17 protein-coding genes and 1 tRNA gene are annotated in these 19814 nt (G+C 64.8%); 17 read left to right on the top strand and 1 reads right to left on the bottom strand.

Annotated features, from left to right (window positions below; genetic code table 11):
- The first annotated feature begins 316 nt into the window (after positions 1-316).
- The 17 genes from PJ250_RS14720 to PJ250_RS14800 all read left to right on the top strand — a co-directional run bounded on the left by PJ250_RS14720 (position 317) and on the right by PJ250_RS14800 (position 19484).
- Positions 317-673, top strand: a complete 357-nt coding sequence (locus PJ250_RS14720; protein ID WP_130521787.1) for an NADH-quinone oxidoreductase subunit A — start codon at positions 317-319, stop codon at positions 671-673.
- Positions 664-1218, top strand: coding sequence for a NuoB/complex I 20 kDa subunit family protein (locus PJ250_RS14725; protein WP_271645319.1), 555 nt, complete (start codon positions 664-666; stop codon positions 1216-1218). The genes PJ250_RS14720 and PJ250_RS14725 overlap by 10 nt, the downstream gene beginning before the upstream one ends.
- Positions 1219-1247: 29 nt before the next feature.
- Entirely contained in the window at positions 1248-1994 is a 747-nt protein-coding gene (locus PJ250_RS14730) for an NADH-quinone oxidoreductase subunit C (RefSeq protein ID WP_271645320.1), read from the top strand.
- A 77-nt stretch (positions 1995-2071) separates the two neighbouring features.
- Complete coding sequence (locus PJ250_RS14735) at positions 2072-3301, top strand: NADH-quinone oxidoreductase subunit D (protein ID WP_271648663.1); 1230 nt, start codon at positions 2072-2074, stop codon at positions 3299-3301.
- A complete protein-coding gene (gene nuoE / locus PJ250_RS14740; protein ID WP_271645321.1) occupies positions 3298-3825 on the top strand; it encodes an NADH-quinone oxidoreductase subunit NuoE in 528 nt (175 codons plus the stop codon). Before PJ250_RS14735 ends, nuoE begins: the two co-directional genes overlap by 4 nt.
- Positions 3826-3829: 4 nt before the next feature.
- On the top strand, positions 3830-5167 hold the full coding sequence (nuoF, locus tag PJ250_RS14745) for an NADH-quinone oxidoreductase subunit NuoF (RefSeq protein ID WP_271645322.1): 1338 nt from the start codon (positions 3830-3832) through the stop codon (positions 5165-5167).
- Positions 5164-7410, top strand: a complete 2247-nt coding sequence (nuoG, locus tag PJ250_RS14750) for an NADH-quinone oxidoreductase subunit NuoG (protein WP_271645323.1) — start codon at positions 5164-5166, stop codon at positions 7408-7410. The genes nuoF and nuoG overlap by 4 nt, the downstream gene beginning before the upstream one ends.
- Positions 7407-8498: an NADH-quinone oxidoreductase subunit NuoH gene (gene nuoH / locus PJ250_RS14755; RefSeq protein ID WP_271645324.1), complete on the top strand. Its 1092-nt coding sequence runs from the start codon at positions 7407-7409 to the stop codon at positions 8496-8498. The genes nuoG and nuoH overlap by 4 nt, the downstream gene beginning before the upstream one ends.
- Before the next feature lie 6 nt (positions 8499-8504).
- Positions 8505-8993 (top strand): NADH-quinone oxidoreductase subunit NuoI, encoded by a 489-nt coding sequence (gene nuoI, locus PJ250_RS14760; RefSeq protein ID WP_271645325.1) that lies wholly within the window; start codon positions 8505-8507, stop codon positions 8991-8993.
- A 7-nt stretch (positions 8994-9000) separates the two neighbouring features.
- Positions 9001-9657 carry an NADH-quinone oxidoreductase subunit J gene (locus PJ250_RS14765; protein ID WP_271645326.1) on the top strand — a complete coding sequence of 219 codons (657 nt, stop codon included), beginning with the start codon at positions 9001-9003 and terminating at the stop codon, positions 9655-9657.
- Positions 9654-9959, top strand: coding sequence for an NADH-quinone oxidoreductase subunit NuoK (nuoK, locus tag PJ250_RS14770; protein WP_271645327.1), 306 nt, complete (start codon positions 9654-9656; stop codon positions 9957-9959). The genes PJ250_RS14765 and nuoK overlap by 4 nt, the downstream gene beginning before the upstream one ends.
- Positions 9960-9966: 7 nt before the next feature.
- The gene (nuoL, locus tag PJ250_RS14775) at positions 9967-12126 is read left to right on the top strand and encodes an NADH-quinone oxidoreductase subunit L (RefSeq protein ID WP_271645328.1); all 2160 of its coding nucleotides are present in this window, start codon (positions 9967-9969) and stop codon (positions 12124-12126) included.
- A 19-nt stretch (positions 12127-12145) separates the two neighbouring features.
- The gene (locus PJ250_RS14780) at positions 12146-13666 is read left to right on the top strand and encodes an NADH-quinone oxidoreductase subunit M (protein ID WP_271645329.1); all 1521 of its coding nucleotides are present in this window, start codon (positions 12146-12148) and stop codon (positions 13664-13666) included.
- A gap of 11 nt (positions 13667-13677) precedes the next feature.
- Positions 13678-15141, top strand: a complete 1464-nt coding sequence (gene nuoN / locus PJ250_RS14785) for an NADH-quinone oxidoreductase subunit NuoN (protein WP_271645330.1) — start codon at positions 13678-13680, stop codon at positions 15139-15141.
- A 61-nt stretch (positions 15142-15202) separates the two neighbouring features.
- Positions 15203-15279 (top strand) — tRNA-Met (locus PJ250_RS14790).
- A gap of 659 nt (positions 15280-15938) precedes the next feature.
- Entirely contained in the window at positions 15939-16979 is a 1041-nt protein-coding gene (locus PJ250_RS14795) for a GGDEF domain-containing protein (protein ID WP_271645331.1), read from the top strand.
- A 21-nt stretch (positions 16980-17000) separates the two neighbouring features.
- Positions 17001-19484 carry a putative peptide modification system cyclase gene (locus PJ250_RS14800; RefSeq protein WP_271645332.1) on the top strand — a complete coding sequence of 828 codons (2484 nt, stop codon included), beginning with the start codon at positions 17001-17003 and terminating at the stop codon, positions 19482-19484.
- 7 nt (positions 19485-19491) lie between these two features.
- On the opposite strand, the gene PJ250_RS14805 is transcribed toward PJ250_RS14800, so the two are convergent.
- Entirely contained in the window at positions 19492-19791 is a 300-nt protein-coding gene (locus tag PJ250_RS14805; protein WP_271645333.1) for an NHLP-related RiPP peptide, read from the bottom strand.
- Between the last annotated feature and the right edge of the window lie 23 nt (positions 19792-19814).

A 19814-nucleotide genomic window follows, 5' to 3' on the forward strand; every position in this document is an offset into this window, starting at 1 on the left:
CGCAATGAGGCGCCGTGCCGTGGATCAGGCCGTCATGGACTGACGGAATCCTCATAAATCGTTTACTCAACAGTTCAGTGACCGCTACAATTGACGGGTTCGCAGCAGCGTCCGGTACGACACCGGAAGGGCGCGTTGCGAAGCGCCCGGCTTGGCCGGACCGGAGGACGGAGGACGCAAGGTCGTGTCCTTCTGGCGCCAGGCTCCTGCCAACACAGGGCCGCAAGCCCGGACCCGAATGCGACCGTCGCATGTTTCTGCCGCGCTGCAGCAGTAGACTTGCGGTGGCTGCCGGAACCCAAAGAGAGAACTGCGAGTGCTGGCCAACTATCTGCCGAACCTGCTTTTCCTGATCGTCGCCACCGGTATCGGCATTGCGCTGATGATCATCGGTCGCCTCATCGGCCCGCGGCGTCCTGACGCCGAAAAGCTCTCCCCCTACGAGTGCGGTTTCGAAGCATTCGAGGACGCGCGCATGAAGTTCGATGTGCGCTACTACCTGATCGCCATCCAGTTCATCGTCTTCGACCTGGAAATCATCTTCATCGTGCCGTGGACCCAGGTGTTCATGGACATCGGTGCGCGCTCCCTGGTCACCATGGGCCTGTTCGTGGGCATGCTGTTCCTGGGCTTCATTTACGTCTGGAAGAAGGGAGCGCTCGAATGGGAGTGATCCAAACCCTCGACAAGCTGATGACCAACCCGATCCCGGAAGGGCGGGTGGACGACATCTTGCGTCCCGAAGGGGAAAACCCGCTGCTGGAGAAGGGCTACGTCACCACCAGCGTCGATGCGCTGATGAACTGGGCCCGCACCGGTTCGATGTGGCCGATGACCTTCGGCCTGGCCTGCTGCGCGGTCGAGATGATGCATGCCGGCGCCGCGCGCCTGGACCTGGATCGCTACGGCGTCGTCTTCCGTCCCAGTCCGCGCCAGTCCGACGTGATGATCGTGGCCGGCACCCTGGTCAACAAGATGGCCCCGGCGCTGCGCAAGGTCTACGACCAGATGCCCGAGCCCAAGTGGGTCATCTCGATGGGCAGCTGCGCCAACGGCGGTGGCTACTACCACTATTCCTACTCGGTGGTGCGCGGCTGTGACCGCATCGTGCCGGTCGACGTCTACGTGCCGGGCTGTCCGCCGACGGCCGAGGCGCTGGTCTACGGCATCCTGCAGCTGCAGAAGAAGATCTGGCGTACCCAGACCATCGCCCGCTGATCCACTCATCAAGAGCACGCAAAGCCCCCATGGCAGAGCAAGCCGATTACATCGACGAGTTGCGCACGCGTTTCACCGACGCGGCCGTGACCGTATCGCCCTCGGGCGAGACCACCATCGAAGTGCCGCACGCACAGTGGCATGACCTGTGCCTGGCGTTGCGCGACAGCTTTGGCTTCGAACAGCTGACCGACCTGTGCGGCGTGGACTATCTGGGTTTCGGCAGTGACGAGTGGGATACCTCGGACGTGTCGTCCCAGGGCTTCTCACGCGGCGTGGAAGGCAAGGCCGTGGGTCGCTTCGCCTGGGGCGAGATGCCCACGGGGGAGGGCGCGGACCATGCCACCGGCCTGCCGATGCCGACCAATCGCTTCGCGGCGGTCGCCCACCTGATCTCCTACCAGCACAACCGGCGCGTGCGCGTCCGCTGCTACGCCCCCAACGATGACGTTCCGGTGGTGTCCTCGGTCACCGACATCTGGCCGGGCGCCAATTGGTTCGAGCGCGAGGCCTTCGATTTGTTCGGTATCGTGTTCGCCGGGCATCCGGATCTGCGCCGCATCCTGACCGACTACGGCTTTGTCGGGCACCCGTTCCGCAAGGACTTCCCGCTGATCGGCAACGTCGAAGTGCGCTACGACGAGGAGCGCAAGCGCGTGGTGTATGAGCCGGTCACCTCGGTCGAGCCGCGCGTCGGCGTGCCACGTGTGATCCGCGAGGACGCGCGCTACCAGACCGCCGCCGGCGAGACCGCGGCGCGGGAGAGCAGCAAGTGAACGCACACATCAAGCCATCCCACGTGGGCGCGGCCGGCGAGCCGGGCCAGGACAAGCAGGAAATCCGCAACTACACGATGAACTTCGGACCGCAGCATCCTGCGGCCCACGGCGTGTTGCGTTTGATCCTGGAAATGGATGGCGAGACCATCGTCCGCGCCGATCCCCACATCGGCCTGCTGCATCGGGGCACCGAGAAGCTGGCCGAATCCAAGCCCTTCAACCAGTCGATCGGCTACATGGATCGCCTGGACTACGTCTCGATGATGTGCAACGAGCACGCCTACGTGCGCGCCATCGAGACCCTGATGGGGATCCAGGCCCCCGAACGCGCGCAGTACATCCGCACGATGTTCGACGAGATCACCCGCATCCTGAACCACCTGATGTGGCTGGGCTCCAATGCGCTGGACCTGGGCGCGATGGCGGTGATGCTGTACTGCTTCCGCGAGCGCGAAGAGCTGATGGACTGCTATGAAGCGGTCTCCGGTGCGCGCATGCATGCCACCTACTATCGGCCGGGCGGCGTCTACCGCGACCTGCCGGGGCAGATGCCCAAGTACAAGGAGTCGCCCTGGCACAAGGGTGCGGCGCTCAAGCACCTCAATGCCGCGCGCGAGGGTTCGCTGCTGGACTTCCTCGAGGAGTTCACCCGTACTTTCCCCTCGCGCGTGGACGAATACGAGACCCTGCTGACCGACAACCGCATTTGGAAGCAGCGCACCGTCGGCATCGGCGTGGTCACGCCCGAACAGGCGCGCGCCTGGGGCATGACCGGCGTGATGCTGCGCGGTTCGGAGATCGAGTGGGACCTGCGCAAGAAGCAGCCCTACGCCAAGTACGACGCGGTCGATTTCGACATCCCGGTCGGCGTCAACGGCGACTGCTACGACCGCTATCTGGTCCGCGTGGCCGAGATGCGCGAGTCCAACCGCATCATCGCCCAGTGCGTGAAGTGGCTGAAGGCCAATCCGGGTCCGGTGATGGTCGAGAACTTCAAGGTCGCCCCGCCCAAGCGCGAGGCGATGAAGGACGACATGGAAGCGCTGATCCACCACTTCAAGCTGTTCTCCGAAGGCTATTGCGTGCCGGCCGGCGAGACCTACAGCGCGGTGGAGGCGCCCAAGGGCGAATTCGGCTGCTACCTGTTGTCCGACGGTGCCAACAAGCCCTTCCGCGTGCACCTGCGCGCGCCGGGCTTCGTGCACCTTTCTTCGATGGACGCGATCGTGGTTGGGCACATGCTGCCGGACGTGGTTGCGATGATCGGCACTTATGATCTTGTCTTTGGTGAGGTGGACCGATGAGGGCCACGGGTAATTTCGAGAACGCGCGCCATGTCGACCCGCAGGTCGTCCTGAGCGAGAAGACGCGCGCCCACATCGATCATTGGCTGACCAAGTTTCCGCCGGATCGCAAGCGCTCGGCCGTGCTGCAGGGCCTGCATGCAGCGCAGGAGCAGAACGGGGGCTGGCTGACCGACGAATTGATCGCCGGCGTGGCCAAGTACCTGGAGCTGCCGCCGGTGTGGGCCTATGAGGTGGCCAGCTTCTATTCGATGTTCGAGCTGGAGAAGGTCGGCCGCCACAACGTCGCCTTCTGCACCAACATCAGCTGCTGGCTCAACGGTGGTGAGGAACTGGCGCAGCATGCCGAGCGCAAGCTCGGCTGCAAGCGCGGGCAGTCCACCGCCGACGGCCGCATCTTCCTCAAGCGCGAGGAAGAATGCCTGGCCGCGTGTTCGGCGGCACCGATGATGGTGATCAACGGCCACTACCACGAGCACCTCACGCCCGAAAAGGTCGATGAGTTGCTGGACGGCCTGGAGTAAGCGCATGGCACATTCCCACCACGCCCCCACCGGCCCGGTCGGTCCCGCACCGCAGCCGCACCAGGTGGTCTATACCACGCTGCATTACGACACCCCGTGGTCGTACGAGAGCTACCTCAAGACCGGTGGTTACGCCGCGCTGCGCAAGATCCTCGAAGAGAAGATCAGCCCGGCCGACGTGATCGAGATGGTCAAGGCCTCCAACCTGCGCGGCCGTGGCGGCGCCGGGTTCCCGACCGGCCTGAAGTGGTCCTTCATGCCCAAGGGCGACATGCAGAAGTACATCCTGTGCAACTCGGACGAGTCCGAGCCGGGTACCTGCAAGGATCGCGACATCCTGCGCTACAACCCGCATTCGGTGGTGGAGGGCATGGCCATCGCCTGCTATGCCACCGGTTCGACCGTGGGCTACAACTACCTGCGCGGCGAGTTCCACCACGAGCCCTTCGAGCATTTCGAGCAGGCCCTGGCCGATGCGTACGAACACGGCTGGCTGGGCAAGGACATCCTCGGCAGCGGCGTGAACATCGACATCTACGGTGCGCTGGGTGCCGGTGCCTACATCTGCGGGGAAGAGACCGCGCTGATGGAGTCGCTGGAAGGCAAGAAAGGCCAGCCACGCTACAAGCCACCGTTCCCGGCCAATTTCGGCCTGTACGGCAAGCCCTCGACGATCAACAACACCGAGACGTATGCCTCGGTGCCGGCGATCATCCGCAACGGCCCGGAATGGTTCCTGGGCCTGTCCAAGACCAAGAACGGCGGCCCGAAGATCTTCTCGGTGTCCGGTTGCGTGGCCAAGGGCGGCAATTTCGAGGTGCCGCTGGGCACCACGTTTGACGAACTGCTGGAAATGGCCGGCGGTCTCAAGCCGGGCCGCACGCTCAAGGGCGCCGTCCCCGGCGGCGTCTCGATGCCGGTGCTCAAGGCCGAGGAGCTCAAGGGCCTGCAGATGGACTACGACACCCTGCGCGCGCTGGGCACCGGCCTGGGCTCGGGCGCCATCGTGGTGCTGGACGACAGCGTGTGCTGCGTGAAGTTCGCCTGCCGCATCAGCCAGTTCTTCCACAAGGAATCCTGCGGTCAGTGCACGCCCTGCCGCGAGGGCACCGGCTGGATGCACCGCGTGCTGGAGCGCATCGTGGCCGGCAAGGGCACGATGGAGGACCTGCACCAGCTCAAGGCCGTGGCCGGCCAGATCGAAGGCCACACCATCTGCGCGTTCGGCGAGGCGGCGGCGTGGCCCATCCAGGGCTTCCTGCGCCAGTTCTGGGACGAGTTCGAGTACTACATCGTCAACGGTCATTCGATGGTTGACGGCCAGCTGGAGGCGGCCGCATGAGCGCCCAACCGGTCGACCCCAACGTCCCACCGGATCACGTGACCATCGAGATCGACGGGCGCACGCTGTACGCGCCCAAGGGCTCGATGATCATCCAGGCGGCCGACAAGGCCGGCATCCCGATTCCGCGGTTCTGCTATCACGACAAGCTGTCCATCGCGGCCAACTGCCGCATGTGCCTGGTCGATACCGAGATGGGCGGGCGCGCCGCGCCCAAGCCGTCGCCGGCTTGCGCCACGCCGGTGGGCGATGGTCTGAAGGTCTTCACCCGCAACGAGAAAGCGCTCAAGTACCAGCGCAGCGTGATGGAATTCCTGCTGATCAACCATCCGCTGGACTGCCCGATCTGTGATCAGGGCGGCGAGTGCGAACTGCAGGACGTCTCGCTGGGCTATGGCCGTTCGGTGAGCCGCTTCAACGAGCGCAAGCGCACCGTGCCGGACGAGGACATCGGGCCGCTGGTGGCCACCGAGATGACCCGCTGCATCCAGTGCACGCGTTGCGTGCGCTTCACCGCGGAAGTCGCCGGCACCTACGAGCTGGGCGGCATGTACCGCGGCGAGAACCTGCAGATCGGCACCTACGACGGCAAGCCGTTGACCACCGAGCTGTCGGGCAATGTCGTGGACGTGTGTCCGGTCGGCGCGCTGACCAACAAGGTGTTCCAGTTCCGCGCCCGTCCGTGGGAGCTGCAGGCGCGCGAGTCGCTGGGTTTCCACGATGCGATGGGCTCGAACCTGTTCGTGCACGTGCGTCGTGGTGAAGTGCTGCGCACCGTGCCGCGCGACAACGAGGCGGTCAACGAGTGCTGGCTGTCCGATCGCGACCGCTATTCGCACCAAGGCCTGTACGCCGAAGACCGCGCGGTCAAGCCGCTACAGAAGGTCAATGGCGAGTGGAAGGAAGTGAGCTGGGCCGAAGGCCTGGCCGCCGCGGTCGAGATCCTCAAGGCCCATCAGGGCGATGATCTGGGCGTGCTGGTGCATCCGGCCACCTCGAACGAGGAGGGCGGCCTGCTGGCCAAGCTCGCCTCCGGCCTGGGCACCGGCAACCTCGACCATCGCATCACCTCCAACGACCTGTCCGATGGCGCCGTCGCGCAGCCGTTCGGCCTGCCGCTGGCGCAGATCGAACAGGCCGGTGCGATCGTGGTGTTCGGCAGCAACGTGCGCCACGAGCTGCCGCTGCTGCACCAGCGCATCCGCAAGGCGGTGCGCAATGGTGCCAAGGTCCATGTGGTCAACCCGGTCGACTTCGACTTCACCTTCAACGCGGCGGGCAAGTACATCGTGGCGCCGTCGCAGCTGGCCGATGCACTTGGCAATGCGGCGCTGCGCGAGGCGGTGCAGGGCGCCAGCTCGTCGGTGGTGATCGTCGGTGCCATCGCCGAGAACCACCCGCAGGCCGCCACGCTGCGCAAGGCCGCTGCGGACTTTGCGTCGGCGACCGGCGCGGCGCTGTGCCGCATCCCGCAGGGGGCCAATGCCGTGGGCCTGGCCCGTGCCGGCGTGCTGCCCAGCGGCAGCGACGCGGTGGACATGGTCGCCAAGCCGCGCGGTGCCTACGTGATCTACGGGATCGAGCCGGGCCTGGACTTCGCCCATGGCTTCGCGACCCAGAAGGCGCTGACGGCGGCCAAGGTCGTGGCGTTCAGCCACTTCGCCTGTGCCTCCACGCGCCGCATGGCCGATGTGATTCTGCCGATCGGCGCGCTTCCGGAGATCGAAGCCACGCTGACCAACCTGGATGGCGTCGAGCAGCGCGCCCAGGCCGGCGGCAAACTGCCGGGCGAAGCCCGCGAGGGCTGGCGTGTACTGCGTGCCCTGGGTGGCGCGCTGGGGCTGGCCGGCTTCGAGTTCACCGATTTGTCTGGTGCGCGCGCAAGCCTGGCGGGTGCCGCGCCCGTCGCGCCCAAGACCTCCGCCGCGCCGGCACTGGCCGGGGAGGGGCTGGAGGTCGTGGCCACGGCGGGCATCTATCGCACCGACGGATTCGTGCGCCGGGCCACCGCCCTGCAATCGCATCCGCTCAATGGCGCGCCGGCCATCAGTCTGCATCCGGACGATGCGCAGCGCCTGGCCCTCACGGACGGACAGGTGGCCAAGGTGCAGGCCGGTGACGGTACGGCCACCTTGCCGGTGGTGATCAATGATCGGGTCGCGCCGGGATCGGTGTGGATCGAATCGGGCCATGGCGCCACCGCGCCCATCGGGGCCGATCGGGTGAAGGTGGTGGCGGCATGAACGAGTTGTTGATCAATGGTGTCGGCCCGCTGCGCGACTGGCTCATCGGCCTGGGCGCCGGGGGACTGATCGCGTGGATCGTGCTGAAGATCCTGGTGATCGCGGTCCCGGTGATCGTGACCGTGGCCTTCTACGTGGTCTGGGAGCGCAAGCTCATCGGCTGGATGCATGTGCGCCACGGGCCGATGTACGTCGGCATGGGCATCTTTCAGGCCTTCGCGGACGTCTTCAAGCTGCTGTTCAAGGAGATCATCCAGCCAGCCAGCGCGCAGAAGGCGATCTATATCATCGCGCCGCTGATCACCCTGGCCCCGGCCTTCGCGGCCTGGGCAGTGGTGCCCTTCGACGGCAAGCTGGTGCTGTCCAACGCCAATGTCGGCCTGCTGTACCTGCTGGCGATGACCTCGCTGGGCGTGTACGGCATCATCCTGGCGGGCTGGGCTTCCAACTCGAAGTACGCCTTCCTGGGCGCGCTGCGCTCGGCGGCCCAGGTGGTCAGCTACGAGATCGCGATGGGCTTTGCGCTGGTCGGTGTGATGATCGCCGCTGGTAGCCTCAACCTGTCGTCCATCGTCGAGGCGCAGCGCGGCAACGCCGGCTTCTTCGAGTGGTACTGGCTGCCGCTGTTCCCCTTGTTCATCGTCTACTGGGTTTCGGGTGTGGCCGAGACCAACCGTGCGCCGTTCGACGTGGTCGAGGGCGAGTCGGAGATCGTGGCGGGCCACATGGTGGAGTACTCTGGCTCGGCGTTCGCGCTGTTCTTCCTGGCCGAATACGCCAACATGATCCTGGTGAGCTTCCTGGTCGCGCTGTTCTTCATGGGCGGCTGGCTGAGCCCCATCCAGGGCTGGGTGACCGGGGATGTGTCGCCCTGGGTCAACTGGATCTGGGATGGCGGTTGGCCGTGGCTGTTCGCCAAGGTGTTCTTCTTCGCCAGTGCCTTCATCTGGTTCCGCGCCAGCTTCCCGCGCTACCGCTATGACCAGATCATGCGGCTGGGCTGGAAGGTCTTCATTCCCCTGACCATCGTGTGGATCGCAGTGACCGCGCTGATGGTCTTCTACGGCGTCATCCAACGAGGCGCCTGACCTGTCATGAATAAGATCACCCATTACTTCAAGAGCCTGCTGCTGCTCGAGCTGCTGCAGGGCCTGTGGCTGACGTTGAAGTACACGTTCAAGCCCAAGTACACCATGATGTACCCGATGGAGAAGTTCCCGCAGTCGCCGCGCTTCCGCGGCCTGCATGCGCTCCGTCGCTACCCGAACGGGGAAGAGCGTTGCATCGCCTGCAAGCTGTGCGAGGCGGTGTGCCCGGCGCTGGCGATCACCATCGATTCGACCAAGCGCGAGGACGGCACCCGCCGTACCACGCGCTACGACATCGACCTGTTCAAGTGCATCTACTGCGGCTTCTGCGAAGAAAGCTGCCCGGTGGATTCCATCGTGGAAACCCACGTCCTGGAATATCACTTCGAAAACCGTGGCGAGAACATCGTCAACAAGCAGCAGCTGCTGGCCATTGGCGACCGACTCGAGTCGGAAATCGCCGAGCGCCGTGCCGCCGACGCCGCATTCCGCTGAGGACGAGATGGACTGGGTATTGATCAGCTTCTACATCTTCGCCGCCGTCGCCGCGCTGTCCGGCGGTGCGGTGATCAGCGTGCGTAATCCCGTGCACGCGGTCTTGTTCCTCATCCTGACCTTCTTCAGCGTGGCCTGCACCTGGCTGCTGGTCGGCGCCGAGTTCCTCGGCGTGGCCCTGATCCTGGTGTACGTCGGCGCGGTGATGGTGCTGTTCCTGTTCGTGGTGATGATGCTGGACGTCGACGTGGCGTACCTGCGCCAGGGGTGGGTCAAGTTCCTGCCGGTGGGCATCCTGGTGGCCGTGATCATGCTGGTGCAGATGCTGATCCTGATCGGCATCAAGGCCAAGACCGGCGCGGTCCTGCCGGACAACGCCGCAGCGGCGGCGGCGGAGACCTCCAACATCACCTGGCTTGCCCGCACGCTGTTCACCGAGTTCCTGCTGCCGTTCGAGTTTGCGGCGGTGATCCTGACCGTGGCGGTGATCGCCGCGGTGATGTTGACCCTGCGCAAGCGCGAAGGCGTCAAGACACAGAATCCTTCCGAGCAGACCCGGGTCAAGGCGGCAGGTCGCTTCCGCATGGTGCGCATGGAAGCCGTTCGTCCGGCGCCCGCACCGCAGCCCCCGGCCGATGCGCCATCCCAGGAGGCCAAATCGTGATCACCCTCGGACACCTGCTGGCGCTTGGCGCGGTGCTGTTCTGCATCTCGCTGGCCGGCATCTTCCTCAACCGCAAGAACGTGATCATCCTGCTGATGTCGATCGAGCTGATGCTGCTGTCGGTCAACATCAACTTCGTGGCCTTCTCGCGCCAGCTGGGCGACCCGGCCGGGCAGCTGTTCGTGTTCTTCATTCTCACCGTGGCAGCGGCCGAGGCCGCGATCGGCCTGGCGATCCTGGTCGCGCTGTTCCGCAGCCGGCACACGATCAACGTGGCCGATGTCGACTCCCTGAAGGGCTGATGTACTGATGATGGGCGAACTCCTCCTCTCCAAGTCCATGCTGGTGGCCGTGGTGCTCGCGCCGCTGCTGGGCAGCATCATCGCCGGCCTGTTCGGGCGTCAGGTCGGGCGCGCCGGTGCGCACACGGTCACCATCCTGGGTGTGGCGGTCAGCTGCGCGTTGTCTTGCTGGGTGCTCTACCAGTTGGCCTGGCAGGGTGCGGCGCCGTTCAACCAGAACCTCTACACCTTCTTCGACATCGGCAATTTCCAGGGGCACGTCGGCTTCATGGTCGATCGCCTGACCGCGATGATGATGGTCGTGGTGACCTTCGTGTCGCTGCTGGTGCACATCTACACCATCGGTTACATGGCCGATGACCCGGGCTATCAGCGCTTCTTCAGCTATATCTCGCTGTTCACCTTCTCGATGTTGATGCTCGTGATGAGCAACAACTTCCTGCAGCTGTTCTTCGGCTGGGAGGCGGTCGGCCTGGTGTCCTATCTGCTGATCGGTTTCTGGTTCAAGCGCCCGACGGCCGTGTTCGCCAACATGAAGGCGTTCCTGGTCAACCGCGTGGGCGATTTCGGTTTCCTGCTGGGCATCGCCGCCATCCTGCTGTGGTTCCGCACACTGGATTACAGCGAGGTGTTCGCCAGCGCGCCGATGCTCAAGAACATGTCGCTGACCCTGATCGACGGCCATCCCTGGCAGGTCGCGACGGTCATCTGCATCTGTCTGTTCATCGGTGCGATGGGCAAGTCGGCCCAGGTGCCGCTGCACGTGTGGCTGCCCGACTCGATGGAAGGCCCGACCCCGATTTCGGCCCTGATCCACGCCGCGACGATGGTGACCGCCGGCATCTTCATGGTCGCGCGCATGTCACCGCTGTTCGAGCTGTCGCAGACGGCGCTGAACTTCGTGCTGTTCATCGGTGCCACCACGGCGTTCTTCACCGGCCTGATCGGTGTCATCCAGAACGACATCAAGCGCGTGGTGGCGTACTCCACGCTGTCCCAGTTGGGTTACATGACCGTTGCGCTGGGTGTGTCGGCCTATAGCGCGGGCGTGTTCCACCTGATGACGCACGCGTTCTTCAAGGCGCTGCTGTTCCTGGGCGCCGGCTCGGTCATCATCGGCATGCACCACGAGCAGGACATGCGCAAGATGGGCGGCCTGCGCAAGTACATGCCGATCACCTACGTGACGATGATCATCGGCACCCTGGCCCTGGTCGGCACGCCGTTCTTCAGCGGCTTCTATTCCAAGGACACCATCATCGAGGCCGCCGCCCACCATGCGCACGAGGCGAACAACTGGATCGCCACCTATGGCTACTGGGCGGTGCTTGGCGGCGTCATCATCACCAGTTTCTACAGCTTCCGCCTGCTGTTCCTGACCTTTCATGGCGCCGAACGCTTCCGCGACGCCCATGCCCACGGCGAGCAGCACGGTGCCGCAGCCCACACCGACGCCGAGGCGCAGGTCCATGGCGACGGGCACGATGCCCACGGTCATGACGACGATCATGGGCACGGACATCACGGCGCGCATGAGCCACACGAATCACCCTGGGTGGTGACTGTGCCGCTCATCCTGCTGGCGATCCCGTCGGTGCTGATCGGCTTCTTCACCATCGGTCCGATGCTGTTCGGCACCGATTGGGCCGGCCATCATGCCGAGGCGAGCGTGCCGGGCCAGGCGGTCGGTTTCTTCACCGGCATCATCGACTTCCACGACTCCGCACGCGATACGGTGGGGGCCTTGGCCGAAGAGTTCCACAGCCCGTGGTCGTTCGCCCTGCATGGCCTGACCGGCGCGCCGTTCTGGTTGACGCTGGCCGGTTTCATCCTCGCCGCGGTGCTTTACCTGGTGCTTTCGCCCGAGTGGCCAGCCAAGTTGCGTGCCCGCCTGTCGGTACTGGTCCGCATCCTGGAGGCCAAGTTCGGCTTCGACATCCTCTGGATCGACGGCTTCGCCGGGGGCGGCCTGGAGCTGGGCAAGATTTCGCGCTGGATCGATACCCGCATCATCGATGGTGTCTTCGTCAACGGCAGCGCCCGCGTGGTCGATCTGGCCTCGCAGCTGCTGCGCCGCACCCAATCCGGTTTCCTCTACCACTACGCCTTCGCCATGATTCTCGGCCTGATCGCACTGCTGGCCGCAGTCATGACGTACTGGCGCTGATCTGTACGGATACGAACACGTGTCGAACCTGCTGAGCATTCTGATCTGGCTGCCGATTCTCGGTGGCGCCCTGGCCCTGCTGATGGGGGGCGGGCGTGCGCGAGCGGCCCGCTGGCTGGCCTTAGGTGTGGCCTTGCTGACGTTCCTGGTGAGCCTGCCGCTGCTGGTGCATTTCCAGTGGGGCAATGGCGACATGCAGTTCGTCGAGAAGCACGCCTGGGTGCCTGCGTTCGACATCTGGTATGCGCTGGGGGCCGACGGCATCTCGGTGGCGCTGATCGTGCTGACCACGCTCACCACCGTGCTGGCCCTGATCGGCGCGTGGACCTCGGTGGACAAGCGCGTCAACCAGTACGTCGCGGCGTTCCTGATGCTCGAAGGCATGATGGTCGGCGTGTTCTGCGCCACCGATGCGATGCTGTTCTACGTGTTCTTCGAGGCGATGCTGATCCCGATGTTCCTGATCATCGGTGTCTGGGGCGGTCCGCGCCGCATCTACGCCTCGGTCAAGTTCTTCCTATACACCTTCCTCGGCTCGGTGCTGATGCTGGTCGGGCTGATCTACCTGTACCTCAAGGGGGCGCAGCTGGGCCATGCGAGCTTTCAGTTCGCCGACCTGTACATCCTGCCGCTGACCGCCAAGGAACAGACCTGGCTGTTCTTCGCCTTCCTGATCGCCTTCGCGGTCAAGGTGCCGATGTTCCCGGTCCACACCTGGCTGCCCGATGCGCACGTGGAGGCGCCCACCGCCGGTTCGGTGATCCTGGCGGCCATCATGCTGAAGATCGGTGGCTACGGTTTCCTGCGCTTCTCGTTGCCGATCACGCCTGATGCCGCGCACGAGTGGGGCCAGCTGGTCATCGTGCTCTCGTTGATCGGCGTGGTGTACGTGGGCCTGGTCGCGCTGGTACAGGAGGACATGAAGAAGCTCATCGCGTATTCGTCCGTTTCGCACATGGGCTTCGTGACCCTGGGTACGTTCATTGCCGCCGGCCTGTTGCGCGACTACGACAACGTCGACGCCGCGCGCCTGGGCCTTCAGGGCGCCATGGTGCAGATGATCTCGCACGGCTTCGTCTCCGGCGCGATGTTCTCGTGCGTAGGCGTGGTCTACGACCGAATGCACACACGCATGATCAAGGACTACGGCGGCGTGGCGAACGTGATGCCCTGGTTCGCCGTGTTCTTCGTGTTCTTCGGTATGGCCAACTCGGGCCTGCCGGGGACCAGCGGCTTCGTCGGTGAGTTCATGGTCATCCTGGCCAGCTTCCAGAAGCACCCCTACATTGCCTTCGTGGCCGCCCTGACCCTGATCATCGGCGCCGCCTACACGCTGTGGCTGGTCAAGCGCGTGCTCTACGGCGAGGTGGCCAACAGCCACGTCGCCGAATTGAAGGACATCAACTGGCGCGAAGCCCTGGTGCTGGGCGTGTTCGCCGCGGGCACCCTGGCGATCGGCGTGTATCCCAAGCCGCTCACCGACCTGCTTGAACCGTCGATCGCGAATCTGGCGATGCAGCTCGCCACCAGCAAGCTGTAAGGAATTACGTCATGGCCGCCCCGATGCTTCCCTCCGCCCCCGCCACCGACCTGCTGTCGATCATTCCCGAGCTGGTCGTCATCGCCGGCGCGTTCGTGCTGCTCATCCTGGATGTCTTTCTGGATGCGCGGCGTCGCGTGATCACCCATGGCCTGACCCTGCTCGTGCTGGCCATTGCCTTCGTGCTGCTGTTCGCGCACGTGGGCGAGGGCACCCAGGCGGTGACGGTCTTCAACGGCATGTTCGTGCATGACGCCATGGCCGACGTGGTCAAGGCCACGATTGTCCTGGTCAGCGGGCTGTCGTTGATCTACGGCTGGCCCTATTTGCGCGAACGTGACCTTTATCCGGGCGAGTTCCCGGTTCTGGTGCTGTTCGCCACCGCCGGCATGATGATGCTGACCTCGGCCGGCAGCCTGGTGATGGTGTATCTCGGTCTGGAGCTGCTGTCGCTGTGTTCCTATGCCATGGTGGGCATGAACCGCGACAACGGCCTGTCGACCGAGGCGGCGATGAAGTACATCGTCCTGGGGTCCATCGCCTCGGGCCTGCTGCTGTACGGCATGTCGCTGGTCTACGGCGCGACCGGCTCGCTGGAGCTGTCCCAGATCAGCGCCGGCATCGCGGGCATCACCGATCGGCCGATGCTGCTGACCGGCGTGGTCTTCATGGTGTGCGGCATCGCCTTCAAGCTGGGCGCGGCGCCGTTCCACATGTGGCTGCCGGACGTCTATCAGGGTGCGCCGACGCCGATCACGCTGTTCATCAGCACTGGCCCCAAGCTGGCGGCCTTCGCCATGGCCTATCGCGTGCTCGAGCAGGGCGTCGGGCCGACCGCCGAGCAGTGGCACCTGCTGCTGGCCGCGCTCGCGGCACTGTCGCTGATCATTGGCAACGTGGTGGCCATCGCCCAGACCAATCTCAAGCGCATGCTGGCGTATTCGACCGTCTCGCATGTGGGCTTTTTGCTGCTGGGCCTGGCCGGTGGCGGTCCTGAGGGGTATTCGGCGGCACTGTTCTACGGCATCGCCTATGCGCTGATGTCCGCAGCGTCCTTCGGCGGCATCCTGGTGCTTTCGCGCAAGGGTTTCGAAGCCGACACCATCGATGACTTCAAGGGTCTCAGCGCGCGTAGCCCATGGATGGCCTGGATGGTGCTGTGTGTCATGGCTTCGCTGGCAGGCGTTCCGCCGTTCCTGGGTTTCTGGGCCAAGCTGGTGGTGCTGCGCGCCGCCTTGCACGGTGATCTGATGTGGCTGGCCCTGCTGGGCGTGATCTGTGCGGTGATCGGCGCCTTCTACTACCTGCGCGTGATGAAAGTGATGTTCTTTGACGAGCCGGTGGGTTCCCTTCCGGATGCGCGTTCAGGTACACTAGTCCCCGTTGTTTTTGGCATCAATGCCCTGGGTCTTCTGGCCCTTGGACTGGCTTGGAACCCAGTCATGACGTGGTGCAAGACCGCGTTCGGCATATGATGTAACGGAAGGTTCTAAGGGTTGCAAAAAATCCTCAATACCTTCATAATTCCGCTTCTGCTGCGGGGTGGAGCAGTCTGGCAGCTCGTCGGGCTCATAACCCGAAGGTCGCAGGTTCAAATCCTGCCCCCGCTACCAAGAAAGAAGTCGCTTTATCTGCTCCAGAGCGACTGTTGAATACGATGCGGCGATCTCGGTAACGAGGTCGCCGTTTTCGTTTTGAGGTAGTGCTTGGTTTTTGTCCAACGCCTGCTTCGAGGCGTATCTCACTGACGTCGGACCAGAGAGGATTCGGCATCCTCCTTCGCGGTGTGTTGGCTGGCGGCGAGCGGCCCAGATCGCCCTGGTCCGTGTGCGATGGCCGTCATCATGGCCTTGAGCAAGCGCATCGCATCATCACGTTCGCGTCCGGCAAAGGGAAAGGTTTGGCCAGAGCCGCCCCCCCGGTCGGGACGCCGCGTCGCGGCCGGCGGGGCGGGAGCCGCCACCGGCGGTAGGGTCGCTCACCCTCCGGCGTGAAGTCGGCGCTCGCCTTGCGCTAGCAACCCGCTCACGGGGCGTGGCTCGATCAGGGCAGCAGCTCGATAGGAGACGCCCGCGCGCGCTAATGGCCCGGTCTTGCCCGCGACATCAGGGCCTTCACGGGCGCCGAGGAACCGGGTACCTTGCTCGAGGGGAGTGATGCCGGATCGGGGTGCGCATTCTTGCAGCGGGTCACCTCGTGTCTTCGAGGCTGCGTCCGGATGTTGCTATGCTGTGAAGGTCACTGGTGGTTCGCCAGTCGTTTGGATTTGGGTATGGCCTGCGATCTCAAGACGCCGGAATCAAGCGACGTGGCCGTTGGCGTTTCCCGGCGGGCGGCGCACGAAGTGCTGTCGGCCGATGAACTGGCCCTGTTCTCCCGTTTTGGCCGCGAGCGGTCGTTCATGGCAGGCGAGCGGATCTTCGAGCGTGGCCAGGTCGGGACGCAGATGTACGTCTGCCTGGAGGGTGGGGTCGATCTGGACTTCGGCCGCGACCTGATCGTCAAGCGGATCGGCGCGGGCGGCTTCTTCGGGGAACTCGGATTGCTGATCGGAGGGCATGCGCGCAGCGCCGATGCCAGCGCCGCCAGCGCGTGCCGGCTACTCGAGCTGGATCACCACGACTTCGAGCGTCTGGTTGCGCATGATCCGGCACTGACCGCGCATTTCCTGCGCGCTGCGATCGTACGGGTTGTCCACAGCGAACAGTCGCTGATCCATCAATTGCGCCGTCGCAATCATGAACTGGAGGCGGCGCTGGAGAGCCTGGACGCCACTTCGCGCCAGCTCAATCAGTCCGAAGTGCTGGCCGGCACCGATGAGCTGACCGGTCTCTACAACCGTCGCGCGCTCGCGTCCTACCTGCAGACGTCTCGTCTCAAGGGAGAACTGCCCGCGCTGGGGCTGTTGCTGATCGACTGCGACCGATTCAAACGTGTCAACGACCAGTATGGGCACGTGGTGGGCGATCGCGTGCTGCAGAACGTGGCGCATGCGCTGCGTGCGCGGATGCGGCCCGGTGACTTCGCCTGCAGGCTTGGTGGCGACGAATTCTGTGTGTTGGTCAGTGCGGATCATGCCGCCGAGGTGAGTCGTTTCGCGGAGGATCTTCTGGCACAGGTGCGCAGCGGAATGAACCAGGCCGGTCAAGTGCCACCGCACATTTGTCCGGTCAGCATCGGCATGAGCCTGATCGATGCGCAGGGCGGTTGGAATGACTGGTACGCGCGCGCCGACGATGCGCTTTATGAAGCCAAGCGTCTGGGGGGCGATCGTGTGCATGGTGCTGATCCGCTTCCGTTCGCTCCAATCTGAGGATCGGCTTTCGGCCTCTGCATGAGTGGTGTCGATCCGCAGCAACTCCAGGCGCCGCAGGTCCGAGCGCTGGTGCTCACCGATCTATGCGGCTACACCGCCCTGGTCGAACGACTTGGCGATGCCGCCGCCGCAGAGGTGCTGCGCGAGCATGATCGTCTGGTCCTCGGGTTGCAGAGGCGTTGGCGCGGACAGCTGATCGATCGCTCCGATGGCTTATTGCTGCTGTTTGAGCGCCCTGTCGACGGGCTGGGGTTCATCCTGGACTTCACGCGAGGTCTGCACGAGTTGGCCCAGGCGCGTGGGCTTGATCTGAAGGCGAGGGCGGGTCTGCATGTTGGCGAGGTCCTGACCTGGCAAAACGACCCCGACGCGATCAGTGCCGGTGCCAAACCCGTGGAAGTGGAGGGGCTGGCCAAGCCCGTCGCTGCACGCCTGATGGCGCTGGCGCGTCCTGGCCAGATCCTGATGTCCGCCGTGGCCGAGTCGCTCACCCGGCGCGGCGTGCGCGAGCTGGGGAAGGAGCTGCGATGGAAGTCCCACGGGCGATGGCACTTCAAGGGCGTGCCCGAGGCGCAGGAAGTGTTCGAAGTGGGCGAGCCTGCGCTGATGCCGTCGCGCAGCCCGGCCGGGTCGGCCAAGGCCAGGCGCGCGCAGCCGCTCTGGCGCAGGCCGATCGGGCTGATCGCGGGAGGGGCTCTGCTGCTCCTCATCGCGCTCGGGGTGCGGCTGGCGACGCGTCCGGCGCTTGATTTTGCAGAGCGCGATTGGGTGGTGGTGGCGCAGCTGCAGAATCAGACCGGCGACGCGCTGCTGGATGACTCGCTCGAGCAGGCGTTCCTGATCGGGCTTCAGCAGTCCCGCTACCTCAATGTCGTCTCGCCGCTCACGATCCGCGAGATCGTCCAGCGGATGCGCTTGGACCCGGATCGCCCGATCGATCGCAAGCTCGCCGGCGAGATCGCGGTGCGCCAGGGGGCGCAGGCAGTCCTGGCGCCGAGTGTGTCCGAGGTCGGCAATCGGATCCTGGTCACGGTGGATGTGGTTGATCCGGCATCTGGCGAGACCATGCTCACGGTGTCCAAGGAGGGCGCGGGACTTGGTTCGGTGCTGCAGACGGTCGATGCGGTCGTGGCCAGCCTGCGTGACGACCTAGGTGAGCAATTGGAGTCGATCCAGAAGGATTCGGCGCCACTGCCCACGGTGACGACGTCCAGCTTGCTGGCGCTCAAGGCCTATGCCCTGGGACAGAAGGCACGCGCCTCGCGCCAGTGCGGACCGGCGCAGGCCTACTATCAACAGGCCATTGAGCTCGACTCCCGGTTCGCTCTGGCTTATGTCGGCATGGCCTTTTGCTATGAGATCCAGGTCGATACCCCCCATGCCCAGGAGGCGTTGGACGCCGCCCTGCGCTTGATCGGGCATCTTCCCGAGCGCGAGCGCCTGTATGTCCAGGCCTGGAAAAGTCGTCTGGACGGAGATTCGTATACGGCGACCGAACGCCTGCGGGTGTTGGCGCATCTGTTCCCGGATGACGAAGAAGCGTTCGGCCAGTACGTGTGGCTGACGCTCTCGCAGGCCGGTTATGGCGAGGTCGAGGAGACGGTGACCTCCGTCCTGAGCAAGCACGGCCCTGAGCGTGGCGACATCCTCTCGTATCTGGGGCGCGCGCAATTGGCGTTGGGCAAGCTGGATGCTGCGCGGCAGTCCTTCCAGCAGTCCGATCAGATCCGGGGCAACGGTACGGGCAGCCAGGAAGCGTTGGTCGATGCCGCGCGCGGGCGGACCCAGGCTGCCTTGCAGAAGCTCCATGCAGCGATCGCCGGACGTAGCATGACCAGTTCGGAGTCGGTGACCATGATCGATCTGGAGGTACAGCGGGGCTGCGCTGCGTGTGCGGAGCAGATCATCGAGACGCAACTGGCCGCGTATGCGCAGGAGGATCCAGAGAGTTTCATGCCGCGGCTCTATCGCTTCATGCAACTTTCCGTCCGTGCGTCGAGCGGCGACCAAAGCAATGCGGCGGATCTGTTGAAGTACCTGGGCCAGGCCCGTCACGCGGTGACCGACGGATTGGCGGGCGACCGGGAGGACAATGCCTACCTGCTGCTGGCGACCTACTACCTGCTGCAGCGCTTTCATCCGCAGCACGCCGACCAAGCCTTGTTGGATCAGGTGGTCGGGCTGGCGTCAGGCTCCAGGAACGCCACGGTCCTGGCCTTGGTCAACCTGGTCAAGGCCCAGCAACTGGTGATCGAGCGACGCCCCGACCAGGCCATCGCGCTGCTGGAGCAGTGGCGGGGTCGCCCGAACCTGCTGCAGGCCGGCGTTGTCCTGCATGCGGCCCATCTGGCGGCCGGGCACGACCAGGACGCATTGGCCGTGGAGCAACAGGTCGCCTCGGAACTCCCGTTGGCGTATGCCGAGGTCGCCGGAGCATTTTCGCTGCAGCCTCTCAACGTGGCCGATGTCATGGCCATGCGTGGAGAGGCTGTGCCGCGCTAGGCCTGGATCAGTGTTGGGCGAGGGCGGCCTGGACCTTGCCGGATTCGAACACCGGCGTTCCCTGCATGTGGACCTGACTGCCGAAGTAGCGCAGCAGCTGCTCGCGCGCCTCGGCCAGTTCGCTCTTGGATGCCAGGACATCGCAGCAGCTGCACGGCGGTGGCTTCGTCCCGCAGTCGATGCCGAGTTCGCCCAGTGCCGCGGCCGGGTCGGCAGCGAAACGGGTCCGGAAACCGTCGTCGCCGCTGAGCAGGTCCAGCAATGCAATGGCTTGTTCGCTGGTCAGGGTAGGGGATTCGGTGCTCAAGGTTGGGTCTCCGTGTGGTGGTT

It is taken from the genome of Pseudoxanthomonas sp. JBR18 (assembly GCF_028198165.1).
Taxonomy (GTDB): Bacteria; Pseudomonadota; Gammaproteobacteria; order Xanthomonadales; family Xanthomonadaceae; genus Pseudoxanthomonas_A.